Below are 20,561 nucleotides of genomic sequence, written 5' to 3' on the forward strand. Positions count from 1 at the left end.
CGAACTCGACAGCCTGCGTGGCGATCTCGGCCGCACGCGTGGCGAACGCGACAAGCTGCAAGCCGCCAGTGAGCGCCTGACCGGCGAACTCGATGCCTCCGGCAAGGCCCGCGCGGACCTCGAGCGCCGGCTGAGCGAGACAACGCCCGCCGCCGGATCCGGCGCGGCGAAGCCGGAAGGCCAGGCGCCGGCCGCTCTGCTGGCGACGCCCGCGAAGGCGAAATCCACCCCCGCAAGGCCTGTGCCGGCCAAGCCCGCCGTCGCCAGGGCAGCAACTGCCAAGGCAGCGCCGGCCAAGGCGCCTCCCGCAAAAGTACCCAATGTGCCCGCCGCAAAGGCCCCTGCCGTGAAAACGGCGGCGGCGAAGCCGATTGCACCGAAGCCCGCGACGAGCAAGCCGCAGGCTGTTGCAAGCCAGGCCGCGAAGAGCCCGGTCGCCAGGAGCGCTACCCCGAAGACCCCGCCGGCGCCAAAGGCCGCCGCCAGAAAGGCAGCGCCGGCGACAGCCTCAAAGGGGCCGGGGGCAAAGCCCGACAATCTGCGCCGGCTGATCGGCATTGGCCCGGTCAATGAGAAGCTGCTCAAGGCACAGGGCGTCACCAGTTTCGCCCAGATCGCCGCCTGGACCGCCGCCGACATCAAGCGGATCGAGGACGTGATGAATTTCGACGGCCGCATCGCGCGCGAACGCTGGATCGAGCAGGCCAGGCTGTTGGCTGCCGGCGACGAGAAGGCCTTCGCCACGGAGTTCCCGACAGCAGGGACCACGAGCAACAGCTGAGCGCCAGGCGTATCCGATAATAGCGGCCGGCGGCGCGAACCGGCGCCGCCGGTTTGCTTTCGGTGAATGGGCTGGTCGCCAAGACCGGCCCGCGACGTCGATGCCGGGATCGGCTCCTGATCGGCCTATGGGGAGTCTAAGCTCAGCCAAGGTCGGCTATGGGTGGCTCCATGCCGTTCCCTCGATTGCGCGCGACCGGCCCCCCATATAGAGCGGTCAATGGCTTCATCGACCCATCATCCCGAGTCCCATGTCCTTGCCCGCCGCCATTTTCCGCAACGATGAAAGCGCGCGCCAGCTCGTTTTCGGTCGTCCGGCGGATGTCATCCTGGCGCATGAGGCCAAGGACTTCCTGCCCGCCCTGGCGGCGGCGCAAGCGGCGCATGACGCCGGCAAATGGCTGGCCGGCTATTTTTCCTATGAGGCCGGCTACCTGCTCGAGCCGAAACTCGCCCCCTTGCTGCCGGGTGGCCGCCGCGCGCCGCTGGTGTGTCTCGGGGTCTTCGACGCTCCGGTCCAGGAGGCAGTGCCGCCCCGCGACCCGGCGGCGCTCAACGGCCCGATCTTCGACGCCAAGGCAACCTGGTCGGCCGAGGACTACGCGAAGCGCTTCTTGCGGCTGCACCAGCACATCAGGCAGGGCGATTGCTACCAGGGCAACCTGACCTTTCCGGTGCATGCGCAATGGTCGGGCGATCCGCTGGCCGCCTTCGATGCGCTGACCGAACGCCAACCGGTGAAGTACGGCGCGCTGGTCACGCTCGGCGATCCGATTGTCCTGTCGCGCTCGCCCGAACTGTTCTTCGAGATCGACAAGGAGGGCATGATCGAGACGCATCCGATGAAGGGCACGGCCTCGCGTGGCGCCAACAGGGCCGAGGATGAGAGGCAGAAGAATTTTCTGCGCAATGACGAGAAGAACCAGGCCGAGAACCGGATGATCGTCGATCTCCTGCGCAACGACATCTCGCTGATCAGCGAGGTCGGCACGCTGGAGGTGCCGGCGCTGTTCCGCGTCGAGACCTATCCGACAGTCCACCAGCTGGTGAGCGACGTCAGGGCGAGACTGCTGCCGGGGCTGACCATCCGCCAGATTTTCGCGGCGCTGTTTCCATGCGGCTCGATCACCGGAGCGCCGAAGATACGCGCCATGGAGATCCTGCGCGAACTGGAAGGCACGCCGCGCGACGCCTATTGCGGCGCCATCGGCTGGATCGCCCCCGACAGCACGATGCGCTTTTCCGTGGCGATTCGCACCATCTCGCTCTATTCCACCGGCGAGGCGATCTACAATGTCGGTGGTGGCGTGGTCTTCGATTCGACGGCGCAGGAGGAGTACCAGGAGTGTCTCTTGAAAGCGCGCTTCGCGACGGGGACCCCGCCGGTTTCCAGCTGATCGAGACCATGCGCTGGGAACCCGGATCGGGCTTCCTGCGCTTCGACCGCCATCTTGCGCGCCTCCGGAGCTCGGCGGCGGAACTCGGCTTTGCCTGCGATCCACAACGGATCGGCGAGGTGCTGGGCCAAGGGGTCAGCGGGTCCAGCTCGGCGTTGCGCACGCGGCTCGTGCTGTCGCGCGACGGCGAGGCAACCGCGTCCGCCCAGCCCTTCGAACCTCTCGACGCCGACAAGATCTGGATTCTGCGGTTGGCACGCACCGGGCTCGATTCGCGCGACACGCTGTTGCGCCACAAGACCAGCCGGCGGCAACTCTACATGGATGCCCGCGCCGAATACCCCCTCACCCAGGCCGACGAGGTGCTGCTCGCCAATGAGCGCGGCGAAATCTGCGAGGGCACCATCACCAACGTCTTCGCCGATTTCGGCGACGGAGTGTTGGCGACGCCCCGGCTCGACTGCGGCCTGCTGCCTGGTGTATTGCGCGCAGAGCTTCTGGATGAAGGCCACGCCCGCGAAGCGATCTATGACTTGGACGATCTCAGATCCGCCAAGGCGCTGTTCGTCGGCAACTCGCTGCGCGGCCTGATCGCCGCGAAACTGGTTTGCCCGTGAGACTGGTTGAATGACGCCTTTGCCGACCCACACGCCCTATGACGGCTCGTCGAAACTCTTCACCATCGGGGTGAAGCCGCTCGATCCGGCGGGCTGGATCGAGATCGACGATCACCTGCTGCCGTATCTCGCCGAAAAGCGACGGCTCTATGCCGAAATCCCCGAGCAGGTTTTCGTCGAGGAGGCCGGCACGCGCGAGGCCCAGCAGGAGGTGCTCGATCTGCTCGGCCCATACCTGGTGGAGAAACGTCCGGACATCTACCGCCGTGGCGATACCGGCATCGAGGTCGCCGGCGCCCCGGAGCGTCCCGCCCTCCCCTCCAGTCTTGAGGATGCGCCGCTCGTCGCGGCGTCGCTGCTGGTCCAGGAAGACCTCATCCTGATGCGTCGCGATGACAGCGGCTGGCGGCTTGTCGCCGGTTCGCTGTGCTTCCCCTCCTCCTGGGTGCTGGTCGAGAAGTTCGGCCGTCCGCTGCAGGACATCCACGCGCCGGTGCCGGGCTTCGGCCCGGGCACACGTCCGGCCGAACTGATCTCCCGCATGTTCGATGGCCTGCAGGGGCAGGCCGTCGAACGCTACAACTGGTCGATCCAATCCGGCGACGTACTCTACCATCCGCTCTCCGACCTGCAGCGCATCGACCGCGCCACCAACCGCCCATCGCGGTTTCCGGGCGGCGACATCGACGCCCATGCCTTCATCCGCGTCGAGCGGCAGACCCTGCGCAAGCTGCCGGTCTCGCGCGACATCCTGTTCACCATCCGGATCCATCTAGACCCGCTGGCCGTGCTGGCGCGTCATCCGGACCGGGCGACGCTGGCAGCGTCCTTCGCCGACCAGCTCGAAGCCCTCGATCTCGCCCAGCTCGACTACAAGGGCATGACGTCGGACCGCGACCGGCTGATCGTCCTCCTTAACCACATGGCCAATGACGGCTAGATGCCGGTTGGCGCTTTTCGCTGGTTTGTGACAATGATCTGTGATGTAGCGCATGGCCGCCGGGCAAAAAATGCCCGTTTTTGCGCATGTTTTGGCGATTTCCGCGTTTCATAAGGAGTGCTCGATAAAATGGTGACTGAAAACTGGCCCGTTTACGGTGAGATCACCGGCCCTGTCGTGATGATCGGCTTCGGTTCGATCGGACGGGGAACGCTGCCGTTGATCGAGCGCCATTTCAAGTTCGACAAATCGCGCATGACGGTCATCGACCCGCGCGACACCGACCGCAAGCTGCTCGACGAGCGCGGCATCGCCTTCGTCCAGGACGCGGTGACCGAGAAGAACTACAAGAAGCTGCTGACGCCGCTTCTGACCAATGGCGGCGGCCAGGGGTTTTGCGTCAACCTGTCGGTCGACACCGGGTCGGTGGATCTGATGCGGCTTTGCCGCAAGCTCGGCGTGCTCTACATCGACACCGTCGTCGAGCCATGGCTTGGCTTCTATTTCGATACCAAGGCCGACAATGCCAGCCGCACCAACTATGCGTTGCGCGAAGCCTTGATCAAGGAAAAGCAGGACAAGCCCGGCGGCACCACGGCTGTTTCGACCTGCGGCGCCAATCCGGGCATGGTCTCGTGGTTCGTCAAGCAGGCGCTGGTCAACCTTGCCACCGATCTCGGCCTCGAGTTTTCGGAGCCGGCGCAGGAAGACCGCGAGGGCTGGGCCAAGCTGATGAAGAAGGCCGGCGTCAAGGGCATCCACATCGCCGAGCGCGACACCCAGCGCACCAAGAAGCCGAAGCCCCTCAACGTGTTCTGGAACACGTGGTCGGTCGAGGGTTTCATCTCCGAGGGTCTGCAGCCGGCCGAGCTTGGCTGGGGAACGCACGAGAAATGGATGCCGAAGAACGCCATGAAGCACAAGCATGGCTCCAAGGCCGCAATCTACCTGGAACAGCCCGGCGCCAACACGCGCGTGCGCTCCTGGTGCCCGACCCCCGGCGCGCAATACGGCTTCCTGGTGACGCATAACGAGGCGATCTCGATCGCCGATTTCTTCACCGTCCGCGGCAAGAAGGGCAAGGTGCATTACCGTCCGACCTGCCACTATGCCTACCACCCGTGCAACGATGCCGTGCTGTCGTTGCACGAGATGTTCGGCGCCGCCGGCAAGGCGCAGCCGGTGCACCATGTGCTTGACGAGAACGAACTGGTCGACGGCGTCGACGAGCTTGGCGTGCTGCTCTACGGCCACGACAAGAATGCCTACTGGTACGGCTCGCAGCTGTCGCTCGCCGATGCACGCAAGCTGGCGCCCTACCAGAACGCCACCGGCATGCAGGTCACCTCGGCGGTGCTGTCCGGCATGGTCTGGGCGCTGGAGAACCCGGAAGCGGGCATCGTCGAGGCCGACGAGATGGACTACAAGCGCTGCCTCGACGTACAGTCCCGATATCTCGGACCGGTCAAGGGCTACTACACCGACTGGACGCCGCTCGATAATCGCCCAGGCCTGTTCCCGGAGGACCTCGACCGCGACGATCCGTGGCAATTCCGCAACATCCTCGTCCGATAGCACCCGGCCGACCATGCCCCATTGCCTTGCAATCGCCCGTAAATCGGGCGATTGAAGAAACGCGGACCGAGGAGAGGATTTCCATATGAATATTGCGCGCAGGGTTGTTTCGATGAGCATGACGGCGGCGGTCGTGGTCGGGCTGGCTGCCTGTGCGACCAGTGGCCCCGACGAGCCGCCCATGGCGGCGGCCACCCCCAAAGGGGTCGAAGGCTCCTGGATCGATGCCAAGGGCACCGGCCTTTCGACCTTCGCCGGCGGTGCCTTCACCACCGTCGCCACCGACACCGGCCAGAAGCTCGCCGACGGCAGCTACACCATGACCGGCGCCACGTCCGTGCAGATCAACGGCACCTCGCTGATCCGCCAGACGCCGGTCAGCTTCAACTGCCTGATGATCTCGACCAGCCAGCTCAACTGCACCAGCTCCGCCGGCCAGAACTTCGTGCTGACACGACGTACCTGACCCGACGAACACAGCGCCTGCCCAAGGACGGCGGCCACCGTGCCTCCGTCCTTTTTCACGCCGGCAAGGACCGGCGGCATTTCCGCTTGCATCGACCCGGACACGATGGGACCATGGCCCAAAGCTGGTTGTTATACCCCAGTCAATCTCGTGCGCTAAAAGCATCTGATCAGTCTATCCGGGAGACGAAGATGAAGAAGATCGCCGCCATTGCCGTCCTGTCCGTCTCGGCACTTGGCCTGTCGGCCGGCACATGCTTTGCCGACTACACGCTGAACATCCTGCACATCAACGACTGGCACAGCCGCATCGAAGGCAACAACAAATATGAATCGACCTGTTCGGCCGACGAGGAGACCAAGGGCGAGTGCGTCGGCGGCGCCGGGCGCCTGATCACCGCGATCGCCCAGGAGCGCAAGAAGCTCGAAGGCCAGAACGTGCTGCTGCTCAGCGCCGGTGACAATTTCCAGGGCTCGCTGTTCTACACGACCTACAAGGGCAAGGCCGAAGGCGAATTCCTCAACGACATGAAGTTCGACGCCATGGCGCTGGGCAACCACGAGTTCGACGATGGCGAGACGGCGCTGGCGCCGTTCCTCGACATGATCAAGTTTCCGGTGCTCGGCGCCAATGTAAAGGCAAACGCGCAATCCAAGCTTGGCGATCGTGTCAAGCCTTCGATCGTCCTCGAGGTCGGGGGCCAGAAGATCGGCATCATCGGCGCCATCACCAATGATACGCCCGAGATTGCGTCGCCCGGCCCCAATGTCGCCATCGAGGATGACGTCAAATCGATCACTGCCGAGGTCGAGAAGCTGAAGGGAGAAGGCGTCAACAAGATCATCGCCGTGACCCATATCGGCTACAGGCGCGAGCGCGACGTCATCGCAAAGATTCCGGGCATCGATGTCGTCGTCGGCGGCCACAGCCATTCGCTGCTGTCGAACACCGATCCCAAGGCGGAAGGCCCGTATCCGACGATGGTGGACAATCCCGACGGCTACAAGGTCCCGGTCGTCCAGGCGGCGTCCTATTCGAAATATCTCGGCGAGTTCAAGGTGGTGTTCGACGACAATGGCGTCGTCAAGTCGGCCAGCGGCGACCCGATCTATCTCGACAAGTCGATCACGCCCGATCCCGCCGTACTCGCCCGCATCAAGGAGCTTGGCGCGCCGATCGAGGCCCTGAAGAACAAGGAAGTGGCCGAGACCACCGATGTCGTCGACGGCAGCCGCGAGAGCTGCCGCGTCAAGGAATGCGCGATGGGCAACCTCGTCTCCGACGCCATCCTGGACCGCGTCAAGGCGCAGGGCGTCGAGATCGTCATCTCGAATGGCGGCGGCCTGCGCGCCTCGATCGACAAGGGCACTGTCACCATGGGCGAAGTGCTGACGGTGCTGCCGTTCCAGAACACGCTGGCGACATTCCAGATTTCCGGCAAGGACCTGGTGGCCGGGCTCGAGAGCGGCGTCAGCCAGATCGAGGATGGCGCCGGCCGCTTCCCGCAGGTCGCCGGCCTGAAATATTCCTTCGACAGATCGGTCGCGCCCAATGCCGGCCGCATCAAGTCGGTGGAGGTCATGGATGGCGGCGCCTGGAAGCCCATCGATCCGGCCAAGGACTATCTGGTCGCCACCAACAACTATGTCCGCCAGGGCGGCGACGGCTACAAGGTCTTCGCCGACAAGGCCAAGAAGGCCTATGATTACGGTCCGGGTCTCGAACAGGTCGTTGCCGACTATCTCGGCGCGCACCGCCCCTATACGCCGAAGCTCGAAGGCCGCATCACCGAAATCGCCGCGACTGTTGCGGCGGCGCCCGCGGCCGAACCCGCCAAACCTGCGGAAGCCGCGCCGGCAACCCCGGCCCCCGCGCCGGCTGAACCCGCCAAGCCGGCGGAAGCCGCCGCGCCAGCGGAGGCGGCTCCCTCTATGCCTGAACTGCCGGCCAACTCGGGCGATATCGCCAACACGCCACCGGCCATGTCGACGGAGCCGGCGCCACCTGCCGCGCCAGCGCCCACCGAACCGCCAAAGCCGGCCGAAGCTGCGCCTGCCCCAGCCCCTGCGCCTGCGCCTGCCCCTGCCCCTGCGCCTGCGGAGCCGGCGAAACCCGCCGAGCCGGCCCCCGCTCCGGCGGCACCCGCGCCCGAACCGGCAAAGCCGGCAGAGACAGCCCCTGCCGAAAGCAGCCACGTGATCGTCGCCGGCGACACCTACTGGGACCTGGCCAAGCAAGCCTATGGCGACGGCACCAAGTGGAAGGTGATTTCTGCCGCCAACAAGGGGTACGAGCCGCGACGGCTTCCCGTCGGCGCGACGCTGACCATCCCGGCGAAGTAGCCGCGCTTGCCCACTCCAACGACAGACCCGTCCGGAAAACCGGGCGGGTTGTCTGTTTTTCGGACTACTGCTATCGCCGACGCGGCGTGACCCGTTATGAGGTGCGGCCAGAGGCTGCATTGAAAGCGCGCGCAAGAGGCTTAGGTTCGCGTCTCCTGGAGAACCATCATGACGCTTTCCACCCCTATCGACGCCAAGGCCGCGAAGGCCATCGGCCCATTGCCGGCCGGACACCCGCCGGTGAGAACCGGCAAGATCGGCGTCATGCTGGTCAATCTCGGAACGCCGGACGGCACGGATTTCAAGCCGATGTGGCGGTATCTGAGGGAATTCCTGTCCGATCCGCGCGTCATCGAGCTCAACAGGGCGATCTGGTATCCGATCCTCTACGGGCTGGTGCTCACCACGCGGCCGAAGAAGTCGGGTGCCAACTATGCCCGCATCTGGAACCGCGAGAAGAACGAGTCACCCCTGCGCACCTACACCCGCGCCCAGGGCGAGAAGCTGGGCCAGGCATTGGCCGACCTGCCCAATGTCGTTGTCGACTGGGCGATGCGCTATGGCAATCCTTCGACCGAGAGCGTCGCCAGAAGCCTGGTCGAGCGAGGCTGCGACCGCATCATCGCCTTCCCGCTCTATCCGCAATATTCTGCGACCACGACGGCGACGGCCAACGACCAGCTGTTTCGCGCTTTGATGAAGATGCGCGCCGCACCCGCCATCCGCACGGTGCCGCCCTACTATGACGAACCGGTCTATATCGAGGCGCTGGCGCAATCCATCGAGCGGCATCTGGCGACGCTCGACTTCAAGCCGGAGGTGGTCATCACCTCCTACCACGGCATCCCGAAGCCCTATTTCGAGAAAGGCGACCCCTATCACTGCCATTGCCAGAAGACGACGCGGCTGCTGCGCGAACGTCTTGGCTGGAGCGAGAAGAAGCTGATGATCACCTTCCAGTCGCGCTTCGGCGCCCAGGAATGGCTGCAGCCCTATACCGACAAGACTGTCGAGCACCTTGCGCAGCAGGGCGTGAAGTCGATCGCCATACTCAACCCCGGATTCTCGGTCGATTGTATCGAAACGCTGGACGAGATCGGCCGCGAAGCCGCCGAGACCTTCCATCATGCAGGCGGCAAGAACTTCGCCCACATCCCGTGCCTCAACGACAGCGCAGAGGGCATGGCCGTGGTCGAAGCAATGGTTAGGCGAGAGCTCTCCGGCTGGGTCTGATGTCCCGCCACCTCGACCTCAGGACGGGCCGGCCTGTCTGGTCCGCCTATCGGGCGCCCGCTGTCCCGACCACCGCGCTGATCAGGGACGCCAAGGCCGATATCCTGATTGTCGGCATGGGGATCAGCGGCGCCATGATGGCGGAGGCGCTGACGGCGGACGGCCATTCCGTGATCTGCATCGACCGGCGCGGCCCGCTGCAAGGCTCGACGCCGGCGACCACGGCGCTGGTGCAGTTCGAAATCGACCAGCCGCTTTCGACGCTGTCGAAGATGATCGGCCGCGCCTCGGCCGAGCAGGCCTGGCGGCGCTCGCGTCTCGCCGTTTCCAACCTCGCCGCACGCATCGCCGAACTCGGCATCAACTGCCGCTTAAGCCGCACCCAGTCGCTCTACCTGGCGGGAACCACGCTTGGCCCATCGGAACTGCGCGACGAAGCCGATGCGCGCCGGCAAGCGGGCATCGCGGCGACCTATCTTTCAGCAGCACCCCTGGCTGGCGAATTCGGCATCGAGCGCGACGGCGCCATTCTAAGCCATGGCAACATCGCGCTCGACCCGCGCAAGCTGACGGCCGGGCTGCTGCTCAAGGCGCTGGAGCGCCAGGCCCGTTTTTATGCTCCCGTCGAAGCGACGACGATCAAGGACAGCGCCGATGAGGTGATCGTCGCCACCAGGGACGGTCCGACCATCACCGCGCGCCATGTCGTTCTGGCCACCGGCTACGAACTGACCGACATCGTGCCGGCAGCGGCCCACCGGATCATCTCGACATGGGCGATCGCCACACGGCCGCAGCCGCGAAACATATGGCGGGGCGGGGCGTTCATCTGGGAGGCATCCGACCCCTATCTCTACATGAGGGCCACCGCCGACGGCCGGGTTGTCTGCGGCGGCGAAGACGAGGATTTCGTCGACGAGGCGCGGCGCGATAAACTGATCGCCGACAAGAGTGCGCGCATCGCGCAAAAGCTTGGCCGGTTGTTTCCGCATCTCGATGTGGAGCCGGAATTCGCCTGGACCGGCTCCTTCGGCACGACGACCACCGGTCTGCCCTATATCGGCGCCGTTCCGCGGCACCCGCGCATCCATGCCGTCATGGGTTATGGCGGCAACGGCATCACCTTCTCGCGGATCGCGTCGGAGATCGTGTCTGCCACGATCAGGGGATCGGACGATACGGACGTGAAGTTGTTCGCCTTCAACCGTTGATGGCACGGCGATAAACAATAGCTCATCACCTGATTGTAACGCACCTGAAACACACTTAAGTGTTTAGTGAAGTCGGCGGAAGGGAACGCTCCGCTGGCGGGCGACGAGGGAGAGCCAAATGAACTTCAGTGGTTTCGATATCGCAATTCTTGTTCTGGTCGCTCTTGTCGTGCTGGTGCTTTTCAAGGGCATCCGCACAATTCCGCAAGGCTACAACTATACCGTGGAGCGGTTCGGCCGTTACACCAGGACACTGAGCCCCGGCCTCAACCTCATCGTGCCCTTCGTCGACCGCGTCGGCGCCAAGTTGAACATGATGGAGCAGGTGCTCGACGTTCCGAGCCAGGAAATCATCACCCGCGACAATGCCATTGTCGGCGTCGACGGCATCGCCTTCTTCCAGATCCTCAATGCGGCGCAGGCGGCTTACCAGGTCTCCGGCCTGCAGAACGCCATCCTCAACCTGACGATGACCAATATTCGTACCGTCATGGGCTCGATGGACCTCGACGAATTGCTGTCCAACCGCGACGCCATCAATGAGCGCCTGCTGCGCGTCGTCGACGAAGCCGCCCATCCGTGGGGCATCAAGATCACCCGCGTCGAGATCAAGGACATCAATCCGCCGGCCAACCTCATCGAATCGATGGGCAGGCAGATGACGGCGGAACGCAACAAGCGCGCGCAGATCCTTGCCGCCGAGGGCCTCAAGCAATCGCAGATCCTCGAGGCCGAGGGCCGCAAGGAAGCCGCTTTCCGCGACGCCGAGGCCCGCGAACGCTCCGCCGAGGCGGAAGCCCGCGCCACGCAGGTGGTGTCCGAAGCAATCTCCAAGGGCGACGTGCAGGCGCTGAACTACTTCGTGGCGCTGAAATACACCGAAGCGCTGGGCAGGATCGGCACGGCGACCAACAGCAAAATCGTGCTGATGCCCTTCGAGGCGTCATCGCTGATCGGCTCGCTGGGCGGCATTGGCGAGATCGCCAAGGAAGTCTTCCGCAGCGAAGGCACGACCGGTTCACAGAGGCAGGCCGCGCGCCCGCCGATCGTCAGGCCAGGCGAAAACTGAGTTCATAGGAGGCTACTCCCATGATCGATCGCATCATCGCCGAACTTGGTCCGTGGAACTGGATGATCCTGGGATTCGTGCTCCTGGTGATGGAAGTCATCGCCCCGGGCATCTTCATGCTGTGGATCGGCATCGCGGCGCTGCTGATCGGCGTCGTGTCGCTGCTGCTCTGGGACGCGGGCTTCTGGACGGGGCAAGTCCAGGTGCTGGCCTTCCTGGCGCTGTCGCTGGTCTCGGCCTATGTCGGCAAGAAGCTGGTGGGCGGCCGCAACGGACCGACCGACCAGCCCCTGCTGAATCGTCGGGGCGCACAATTGATCGGCAAGATGGCCACCCTGACCGAACCGATCAAGGACGGCCGCGGCCGCATCAAGCTCGGCGACACGCTGTGGCGCGTCGCCGGCCCGGACCTGCCGGCCGGCACGCGGGTGCGCGTGGTCAGTTCGGCAGACACCGATCTGGAACTGACGGTCGAGGCCGTCTGAATCGACGCGGAATTCGGAGGCGGAGATTCAGGTCAGGCGGAGCTGGGCTCGCCTGAATATCGGCGCTTCTTAGGCCGCACCGATGCGCAGCAGGTCGTGCAGGTGGACGAGACCGACCGGCTGGCTGCCCTCCACCACCATCAGGCTGGTGATGGCCGAAGTGTTGATCGTCTGCAGCGCCGTGGCCACCAGCATGTCCGGCGTCGCCGTCTTCGGACCTTTCGTCATGACCTCGTCCACCGTCATTGCCAGCAGATTGCCGCCGATATGGCGCCTGATGTCACCATCGGTGATGATGCCGACCAGCGCACCGGCGGCGTCGGTGATGGCGACGCAGCCAAATCCCTTGCGCGACAGTTCCAGGATCGCGTCCTGCATGCCGGTGCCCGTAGCCACCAGCGGCAGCCTGTCGCCGACATGCATGATCTCGCGGATCTGCGTCAGGTTCGCGCCGAGCTGGCCGCCAGGATGGAAGGTGCGGAAATGGTCCGGCGTGAAGCCCCGCGCTTCAAGCAGCGCGATCGCTAGCGCGTCGCCCATTACCAGTTGCAGCAGCGTCGACGTGGTCGGCGCCAGGCCGTGCGGACAGGCCTCCGCGACGCGTGGCAGCAACAGCACCACGTCGGCGGCCCGCGCCAATGCGGATGTCGCCCCGGCGGTGATGGCGATCAGCGGGATGGAAAAGCGCCTGGAATAAGCGACGATACCCATCAGTTCCTTGGTCTCACCCGACCAGGACATGGCGATGATGGCGTCGTCCCTGGCGATCATGCCGAGATCGCCGTGATTGGCTTCCGCCGGATGGACGAAAAAGGCAGGCGTTCCGGTCGACGCCAGCGTCGCGGCGATCTTCGAACCGATATGGCCGCTCTTGCCGACGCCGGTGATGATCAGCCGGCCCTCGATCCTCGAGATCGCGTCGACGGCCTCGGCGAAAGGTCCCGCCAGCCCGTTCTCCAGCGCCTCGGCAAGCGCCGCGACACCTGCCTGTTCGGTCGCCACCGTTCTCAGCGCCGATGCGATCGACGCTTGCCTGTCCAAGGGTTTCTTATCGAGTGGTCCCGCATGCATGGGTGATGCGATTAGCGCTTTGGCGCCCGCCTGTCCAACAGAAATGGCGCCCATGCATGGCGACCCGGACGTGTGCGGTGGACCGGAAACGGCCCGTGGCCGCCCCCGCAAGGCCTTGCGCGCACCGTGTTTAATCCACTGGGATGGGCGTGCGCGGCCGCCAATTGGCCTCGCCTCAACCCTCCGTTAACCATCCCCATTTACGGTTCGGTAAGTATGGCGCGCTTGCGCCGCGCAAGCAGTGGTGGCGATGTCCGGAGCCCAGCCAGAACGATCGAGAGCACGGAAGGGCAAGGCGGTCTGCGCCCTGCTGCTGGCGACTAGCGTGTTTGGACTGCTGCGCCCGACGCAGCTGTGCGCGCAGGAAACGGAGCTGCGCGGCGAAGTCTCGGAATCGGCGATCCTCTCCGACCAGCAGCGCAAGGCAAGGCAGCTCGCCCTGGCGGCGCAAGGCCAGCAGGCGGCGACGCAAGACAATGCACCGGCGCGGACCTATCTGCCGGCCAGCCCCGGCGCCGTGCCGGACGAGACGGACACCAGCGACAAGGCCGCGGTCGGCAGCATCTTCGACCCGCCGGCCGCAACCGATGACACGTCCGCCGACACGCCGGCGCCGCCCAAGCCGCGCCGCCCGCCGGCAGCCAGGAAGATCGCGGCCGACACGGACAAGGTCGGCGACAAGGCGAAAAAGAAGAAAAAGACGACCACCACGGACACCACCGCGTCCACGACGAATGGCCCGGACAGCACCGACACGGACCAGGACGGTTCCAATCGCCGCGCCGTCACCATCGACAGCGCCGAGAGGGGCAAGCTCGACCCCGGAGCCGAGCGCGAAGCCGCCATCGAAAGCCAGAAGCAGAAGGTCGACGACGATCCATTCGCCGCCACCGGCGTCAAATGGGGGTCCTTCGTCATCCGGCCGACGATCGAGCAGGGACTGACCGCCACGTCGAACGGCGATTCGAGCAGCGCCGGCACGGCCGCGCTGCTGTCCGAGACCGCGCTGCGCTTCTCCGCCGCTTCCGACTGGCGCGAGAATTCAGCGACGATCGACGGCTATGGGCTTTTCCGCGAGACCGTGTCGGGTTATCCCGTTCACAACGAGCAGGGCCGCATCGAGGGCCAGCTCAATGTCGACCTCACCAACGAACTGAAGGCCATCGCCAAGCTCGGCTATGAGGCCGTGCCTGAATCGGCGTCCTCGCCGGATGCCATTGCCGGCGTCTCGTCGCAGCCGCTGCGGCAGACCGTCAACGGCAGCCTCGGCCTCGAGAAGGATGTGGGCAAGATGCGCTACGCGCTGACCGGCGCGGTCGAGCACGATTTCTACGGCGATGCCGAGCTCTTGGATGGCACTTCGCTGTCGCAGAAGGATCGCGACTCCACGCTCTATAAGGCGACCTTGCGCACCGGCTACGAAATCTCCCCCGCCCTCACGCCCTTCACCGAAATCGAGGCAGGCCGCCGGATCTATGACCAACGCATCGACGCCGAGGGCTACGATCGGTCCGCTACCAGGCTGGGTGCCCGCGCTGGCCTGCAGCTGGACATGGGCGAAAAGCTGTCCGGTGAATTCTCGGCAGGCTGGCTCAGGGAAGCGATCGATGACGACCGGCTGGCGGCAATTTCCGGCGCTACGGTGAACGCGGACCTCAAATGGTCACCCGAACGCGGCACCACGATAGGCCTGACCGGCGTGACCACCGTCGAAGGCACGACCACGGCGGGACAAAGCGGCGATATACTCTATTCGGCCCGCCTGACGGGCGAACGGAAAATCCGTGCCAACCTCACCGGCAACGCCGCGCTGGGCCTGGACTGGCGCGACTATAGCGGCATCGACGGTAACGACCTGACCCTGAGTGCCGAGGCCAGCCTGACATGGTGGCTGAACCGCTATGCGGGGCTCGTCACCCGGGTAAGGACCGAGAAGCTGACCAGCAACCTGCCGGGCCGCGACTACACCGCCAACAGCATCTTCCTTGGCGTAAAAGTGCAGCGCTGAAGCTATGCTCGACCGGTATCACAGGTCGGCTGGCGACAGCTTGGCTTAGAGCAATTCCAGGAAAAGTGTGAAACGGTTTTCCGTCCGGAATTGCGTCAAAACGAGGAGATGGAGCAATTCGCCGTTTCCGTTAAACGGTGAATTGCTCTAGAATCCCGCACCGCGACGCTTTGACGGCTCAACCTCATCGAGAAGCGTGCGGATGACGCCGGCCATGTTCTCGTTCATGTCGCTGCGCCACAGCGCGAAGGCGACATTGGCCTCGACGAAGCCTTCCGGCGATCCGCAATCGAAGGTCCGGCCCTGGTAGTGGTAACCGTAGAAGGGCTGCTGCTTTTCCAGCTTCAGCATGGCGTCGGTCAGCTGGATCTCGTTGCCGGCGCCCTTCTCCTGGCCCTCCAGAATCTTGAAGATCTCCGGCTGCAGGATGTAGCGCCCGTTGATGTAGAGATTGGACGGCGCAGTGCCGGCCTTCGGCTTCTCCACCATCTCGGTGATGCGGAAACCGTTGTGGATGTCCTCGCCCCGACCGACAATGCCGTATTTATGGGCTTCCGCCGGGTCGCATTCCTGCACGGCGATAATGTTGTTGCCGGTTTCCTCGTAGAGCTCGACCATCTCCTTCATGCAGCTTTTTTCCGACTGCATGATCATGTCGGGCAACAGCAGGGCAAAGGGCTCGTCGCCCACCAGTTCGCGCGCGCACCAGACGGCGTGGCCGAGCCCCATCGGCACCTGCTGGCGGGTGAAGCTGGTCTGTCCCGGAGCCGGTTGCAGGCGCTGCAGCCGGGCCAGCTGGTCGTCCTTGCCGCGCTGCGCCAGCGTATCATAAAGCTCAAACTGGATATCGAAATGGTCCTCGATCACCGCCTTGTTGCGGCCGGTCACGAAGATGAAATGCTCGATGCCCGCCTCGCGCGCCTCATCCACGACATACTGGATGACGGGCCTGTCGACGACGGTCAGCATCTCCTTGGGAACAGCCTTGGTGGCGGGGAGAAACCGCGTGCCGAGACCGGCGACCGGGAAAACTGCCTTGCGAACTCTTTTCATGGTCCAATTATCCGCTTGCTGGCCAGCTCCGCAACCCATCTCGACATTATGACGCCGGAATTAAGGATTACTTGAGCGGTTGAGGAAAACGTCCACGTAAAGCATCGAAGCGTCTTTTCGTTCCAGGTGCCGCCCATGGTAAACCAATTCCTAACCCGGTTCGGCGATGAATGGTCTTTCCCGACATAGAGAAGGAGGAAAAGATGTCCGTTCGCAATGCCGCAAAACGCTTCGCCAGCGTCGTGACGGCTGCCAGCCTCTCGCTCGCTTTGCTGATGCCTGCTGGTCCCGCTTTCGCCGATGCCGGCTTCAGGCAATGGGTCGCCGGCTTCCGCGCCACCGCGGTGCAGGGCGGCGTTTCCGGCGCCGTCTATGACCAGGCCTTCAGGGACATCAGGGATATCGACCCGGTGGTGCTGGAGAAGGCCCGCACGCAGCCCGAATTCACCGCGCCCGCCTGGGATTATTTCGACAATCGCGTCCACGACCAGTCCGTCGCCGTCGGCCAGCAGATGGCCAGGAAATGGAAGCCGTGGCTGGACAGGATCGAGGCGAGGTTCGGCGTCGACCGCAACATCCTGCTGGCCATCTGGTCGATGGAATCCAACTATGGCGAAATCCTCAAGCGCGACGATATCATGCGCAATGTCGTGCGCTCGCTGGCGACCCTGGCCTATGCGGATCCGAAGCGGGCGAAATTCGCCCGCACCCAATTGATCGCGGCGCTCAAGATCCTGCAGACGGGGGATATCGACGAAAGCCATCTCAGCGGCTCCTGGGCCGGCGCCATGGGGCACACCCAGTTCATCCCGACCAGCTACCAGCATTATGCCGTCGACATGGACGGCAACGGCAAGCGCGACATCTGGAACTCGATCCCCGACGCCCTGGCGACCTCGGCCAATCTGTTGAAGAAGAATGGCTGGCAGGCAGGCAAGACCTGGGGCTACGAGGTCACCCTGCCGGCAGGCAAGCTTCCCGCCGGTTCGAAGACGCTGGCGCAATGGCAGGCGCTCGGCGTCGTCAGGGCCAGCGGAAAGCCGTTCAGGAACGTCACTGACAAGGCGACGCTGAAAGTGCCGGACGGCCGCGGTGGGCCAGCCTTCCTGATGATCAAGAACTTCACGGTGATCAAGGCTTACAACAACGCCGACAAATACGCGCTTGCGGTCGGTCTCCTTGCCGACGAAATCGCCGGCTCGAGCGGACTTGTGCAGGACTGGAAGCGGCCTTTCACCAAGCTCAGCTTCGAGGAGAGGCAGGAGCTCCAGAAGCGGCTGTCCCAGCACGGCCTTTACGACGGCAAGTTCGACGGCAAGATCGGTGACGGGTCGAAGACCGCCATCATGGCCTTCCAGGCCAGGGCCGGCTTGACCCAGGATGGCTATCCGAGCTTGGAAGTGCTGAAATGGCTCCGGCGGAAATAGAGCCAGCTGCGGTGCCGAGCGGCCTCTCGGACGCGCACCCGACAACGTAGCAATCCGGTGGAACAAGGTCCCTGCAGGTGCTTGAGACTTGTCTGCCGGAGCCAGGGAGATGGAGGAGCAATTGGCTTCGGCCGCGCGCATCGCAGGGCTTGTTCGTCGCGTGCCGGTTGTGATTCTGGCCGTCATCCTGCTTGCCGTTGGCGCCGCGGCCGCCTTTCACGGCCCGGCATTGGCGCAGGAACAGCAGCAGCAAAGCCGTGGCTGGTCGTTGCGCGATCTGCTTTTTCCCCGCCGCGTCGAGCGTATCCAGCCACCGCAGGATCTGCCGAAGCCGAAGCCCCGAAAACCCCGTGTCGCGCGCGCACCGGCCGAACCCCAGGTCCCGATTGTCGAAAAGACGCCGGATGCCCACATCGTCCTGGTGGTCGGCGACTTCATGGCTTCGGGGCTGGCCGAGGGTCTCGACGCCGCCTTTGCCGAAAATCCCGCAGTGAGGATCATCTTTCGCGGCAACGGCTCGTCCGGCTTCGTGCGCGACGATGTCTACGACTGGCCCGGGCAGATCAAATCTCTGATCGACACCGAGAAACCGGCTGCCGTGGTGGTCATGCTGGGGGCCAACGACCGCCAGGCGATGAAGGTCGGGGACGTGCGCGAACAGCCCCGTTCCGAGAACTGGACAAAGGAATATGAGCGCCGCACCGATGCGCTTGGCAGCGCCATCTCCGCGGCCAAGCTGCCCTTCCTTTGGGTCGGCATGCCGGCGTTCGGGGCGCCGAAGATGACCTCCGACATGCTGGCTTTCAACGACATCTACCACCAGGCCGCCGAGAACCATGGCGCGGAATTCGTCGACGTCTGGGACGGCTTCGTCGACGAGAACGGCGCCTTCATAACCAGCGGGCCCGACACCAACGGCCAGGTCGTGCGGCTGCGCGCCGATGACGGCATCAACGTCTCGAAGGCCGGCAAGCGCAAGCTCGCCTTCTACACCGAAAAGCCGCTGTTGAAGATCCTCGGCCTGACCGCCCCGGGAGGAGCCGTCACCGCCTCCGCCCCGGCTGGCGCTCCCGTCATGGAACCGGCGCCGGCGGCGGCGCCGATTGTCATCGACCGCACCGCGCCGATGCTGTTGAGCGATCCGGCGCTCGACGGCGGCTCCGAACTGATGGGCGCCGCGCCGCCGGAAAAGGCCAATCCGGACCTACCCGGCGAAAAACTCGTGGTGGAAGGCAAGGCATCAGAGGCTTCACCCGGCCGCGCCGACGATTTCTCCCGGCCGCCGACGCCCCGGCCAGCGACCGCGACCGGCAGCACGACGGCGATTACTCCTTAAGCAATTCCAGGATAAGTGTGGGCGGTTATCCGTCCGGAATTGCGTCAGAACAAAGAGTTAGATCAGTTCGCCGGTTCCGTGAAACGGTGAACTGATCTAGCGGGGCAGTACGCTCGATCCCATCAGCGCTTCGTCGATCGAACGCGCCGCCTGGCGGCCCTCGCGGATCGCCCAGACGACAAGCGACTGGCCGCGACGCACATCGCCCGCCGCGTATAGCTTGTCGACGCTCGTCTTGTAGTCGCGGTCATTGGCCTCGACATTCTTCGACCGGCGGCTGTCGGTGGCGATCCTGATCTGGCCCTCGAGCTCTGAAACCAAGCCAGCGGTGGTCGGGCCGGCAAAGCCGATGGCGATGAAGGCGAGGTCGGCGCGGATCACGAATTCGCTGCCGGGGATGGGCTTGCGCTTATCGTCGACCTCGCAGCACTTGACGCCGGTCAACTGGCCTTCCTCGCCGATGAATTCGAGCGTCGCCACCTGGAATTCGCGTTCCGCGCCCTCGGCCTGCGAGGACGAAGTGCGCATCTTGGTTGCCCAGTAAGGCCAGACCGAAAGCTTGTCTTCCTTCTCCGGCGGCTGCGGCCGGATGTCGAGCTGGGTGACACGCACCGCGCCTTGGCGGAAAGCCGTGCCGACGCAGTCGGACGCGGTGTCGCCGCCGCCGACGACGACGACATGCTGGCCGCTGGCGATGATCGGGTGAGACGGCCAGGCCACCGACTGGATCGGCTCGCCGCCGACCCGCCTGTTCTGCTGCACCAGATAAGGCATCGCGTCATGCACGCCGCCAAGGTCGTCGCCGGGAATGCCGGCCGCGCGCGGCGTTTCCGAGCCGCCGCAATAGAGCACGGCATCGTGCTCTGCGAGCAGCTCCGTTATGGGCTTGTCGACGCCGACATTGATGCCGCAATGGAAGGTGACGCCCTCGCCCCGCATCTGCTCGATGCGCCGGTCGATATAGTGCTTCTCGATCTTGAAGTCGGGAATACCATAACGCATCAGCCCGCCTGGACGGCTTTCACGCTCATAGACATGGACGTCGTGGCCGGCGCGGCCGAGCTGCTGGGCGGCCGCCATGCCGGCCGGGCCCGAGCCGATGATGGCCACCCGCTTGCCGGTCTTCTTTTCCGGCGGATAAGGCCTGATGTGGCCGGTCTCATAGGCCTTGTCGGCGATGGCCTGCTCAACCGTCTTGATCGCGACCGGGATGTCCTCGAGGTTCAGCGTGCACGCCTCCTCGCAGGGCGCCGGGCAGATGCGGCCGGTGAACTCCGGAAAATTGTTGGTCGAATGCAGGTTGCGGATCGCATTGTCCCAGTCGCCATTATAGACGAGGTCGTTCCAGTCGGGGATCTGGTTGTGAATCGGACAGCCGGTCGGCCCATGGCAGAACGGAATCCCGCAATCCATGCAGCGCGCGGCCTGTTTCTCGACCTCCTTGTCCGACATCGGCAGCGTGAATTCGCGGAAATGCCGGATGCGGTCGGAGGCAGGCTGGTACTTGTGCACCTGCCGGTCGATTTCGAGAAAGCCTGTTACCTTGCCCAT

17 protein-coding genes are annotated in these 20,561 nt (G+C 64.6%); 14 read left to right on the plus strand and 3 right to left on the minus strand.

What is annotated here, in order from left to right; genetic code table 11:
- The 11 genes from WC739_RS13195 to WC739_RS13245 form a co-directional block, all read left to right on the plus strand.
- A partial coding sequence (locus tag WC739_RS13195) for a hypothetical protein (protein WP_372953477.1) occupies positions 1 to 781 on the plus strand: 781 nt, incomplete at its 5' end.
- Positions 782 to 1,019: 238 nt separating this feature from the next.
- Positions 1,020 to 2,177: an aminodeoxychorismate synthase component I gene (locus tag WC739_RS13200; RefSeq protein WP_372953495.1), complete on the plus strand. Its 1,158-nt coding sequence runs from the start codon at positions 1,020 to 1,022 to the stop codon at positions 2,175 to 2,177.
- A complete protein-coding gene (locus WC739_RS13205; RefSeq protein WP_372953478.1) occupies positions 2,126 to 2,794 on the plus strand; it encodes an aminotransferase class IV family protein in 669 nt (222 codons plus the stop codon). Before WC739_RS13200 ends, WC739_RS13205 begins: the two co-directional genes overlap by 52 nt.
- A gap of 10 nt (positions 2,795 to 2,804) precedes the next feature.
- On the plus strand, positions 2,805 to 3,734 hold the full coding sequence (locus WC739_RS13210) for a DUF3445 domain-containing protein (RefSeq protein WP_372953479.1): 930 nt from the start codon (positions 2,805 to 2,807) through the stop codon (positions 3,732 to 3,734).
- A gap of 129 nt (positions 3,735 to 3,863) precedes the next feature.
- Positions 3,864 to 5,309, plus strand: a complete 1,446-nt coding sequence (locus tag WC739_RS13215; protein ID WP_372953480.1) for a homospermidine synthase — start codon at positions 3,864 to 3,866, stop codon at positions 5,307 to 5,309.
- Positions 5,310 to 5,394: 85 nt separating this feature from the next.
- Entirely contained in the window at positions 5,395 to 5,775 is a 381-nt protein-coding gene (locus WC739_RS13220) for a hypothetical protein (protein WP_372953481.1), read from the plus strand.
- Between the two features lie 191 nt (positions 5,776 to 5,966).
- Positions 5,967 to 8,117: a 5'-nucleotidase C-terminal domain-containing protein gene (locus WC739_RS13225; protein WP_372953482.1), complete on the plus strand. Its 2,151-nt coding sequence runs from the start codon at positions 5,967 to 5,969 to the stop codon at positions 8,115 to 8,117.
- 168 nt (positions 8,118 to 8,285) lie between these two features.
- Entirely contained in the window at positions 8,286 to 9,350 is a 1,065-nt protein-coding gene (gene hemH, locus WC739_RS13230) for a ferrochelatase (RefSeq protein WP_372953483.1), read from the plus strand.
- Positions 9,350 to 10,561, plus strand: coding sequence for an NAD(P)/FAD-dependent oxidoreductase (locus WC739_RS13235; RefSeq protein WP_372953484.1), 1,212 nt, complete (start codon positions 9,350 to 9,352; stop codon positions 10,559 to 10,561). Before hemH ends, WC739_RS13235 begins: the two co-directional genes overlap by 1 nt.
- Before the next feature lie 118 nt (positions 10,562 to 10,679).
- Positions 10,680 to 11,630 carry an SPFH domain-containing protein gene (locus WC739_RS13240; RefSeq protein WP_372953485.1) on the plus strand — a complete coding sequence of 317 codons (951 nt, stop codon included), beginning with the start codon at positions 10,680 to 10,682 and terminating at the stop codon, positions 11,628 to 11,630.
- 20 nt (positions 11,631 to 11,650) lie between these two features.
- A complete protein-coding gene (locus WC739_RS13245) occupies positions 11,651 to 12,115 on the plus strand; it encodes an NfeD family protein (protein WP_372953486.1) in 465 nt (154 codons plus the stop codon).
- Positions 12,116 to 12,184: 69 nt separating this feature from the next.
- Here the strand turns inward: WC739_RS13245 and WC739_RS13250 are convergent, their stop codons facing one another.
- Positions 12,185 to 13,186, minus strand: coding sequence for an SIS domain-containing protein (locus tag WC739_RS13250; RefSeq protein WP_372953487.1), 1,002 nt, complete (start codon positions 13,184 to 13,186; stop codon positions 12,185 to 12,187).
- 250 nt (positions 13,187 to 13,436) lie between these two features.
- On the opposite strand from WC739_RS13250, the gene WC739_RS13255 reads away from it, so the two are divergent.
- Entirely contained in the window at positions 13,437 to 15,194 is a 1,758-nt protein-coding gene (locus WC739_RS13255) for an outer membrane beta-barrel protein (RefSeq protein WP_372953488.1), read from the plus strand.
- A 147-nt stretch (positions 15,195 to 15,341) separates the two neighbouring features.
- Here WC739_RS13255 and galU read toward each other — a convergent pair whose 3' ends face one another.
- Positions 15,342 to 16,247 (minus strand): UTP--glucose-1-phosphate uridylyltransferase GalU, encoded by a 906-nt coding sequence (galU, locus tag WC739_RS13260; protein ID WP_372953489.1) that lies wholly within the window; start codon positions 16,245 to 16,247, stop codon positions 15,342 to 15,344.
- Between the two features lie 203 nt (positions 16,248 to 16,450).
- Between galU and WC739_RS13265 the strand changes: the two genes are divergently transcribed.
- Both WC739_RS13265 and WC739_RS13270 read left to right on the plus strand, forming a co-directional pair.
- The gene (locus WC739_RS13265) at positions 16,451 to 17,674 is read left to right on the plus strand and encodes a lytic murein transglycosylase (RefSeq protein WP_372953490.1); all 1,224 of its coding nucleotides are present in this window, start codon (positions 16,451 to 16,453) and stop codon (positions 17,672 to 17,674) included.
- 121 nt (positions 17,675 to 17,795) lie between these two features.
- Positions 17,796 to 19,010, plus strand: a complete 1,215-nt coding sequence (locus WC739_RS13270; RefSeq protein ID WP_372953496.1) for a DUF459 domain-containing protein — start codon at positions 17,796 to 17,798, stop codon at positions 19,008 to 19,010.
- 96 nt (positions 19,011 to 19,106) lie between these two features.
- Here the strand turns inward: WC739_RS13270 and WC739_RS13275 are convergent, their stop codons facing one another.
- Positions 19,107 to 20,561 carry a glutamate synthase subunit beta gene (locus tag WC739_RS13275; RefSeq protein ID WP_372953491.1) on the minus strand — a complete coding sequence of 485 codons (1,455 nt, stop codon included), beginning with the start codon at positions 20,559 to 20,561 and terminating at the stop codon, positions 19,107 to 19,109.

The sequence above is a fragment of the Mesorhizobium sp. genome (assembly GCF_041661565.1).
Lineage (GTDB): Bacteria > Pseudomonadota > Alphaproteobacteria > Rhizobiales > Rhizobiaceae > Mesorhizobium.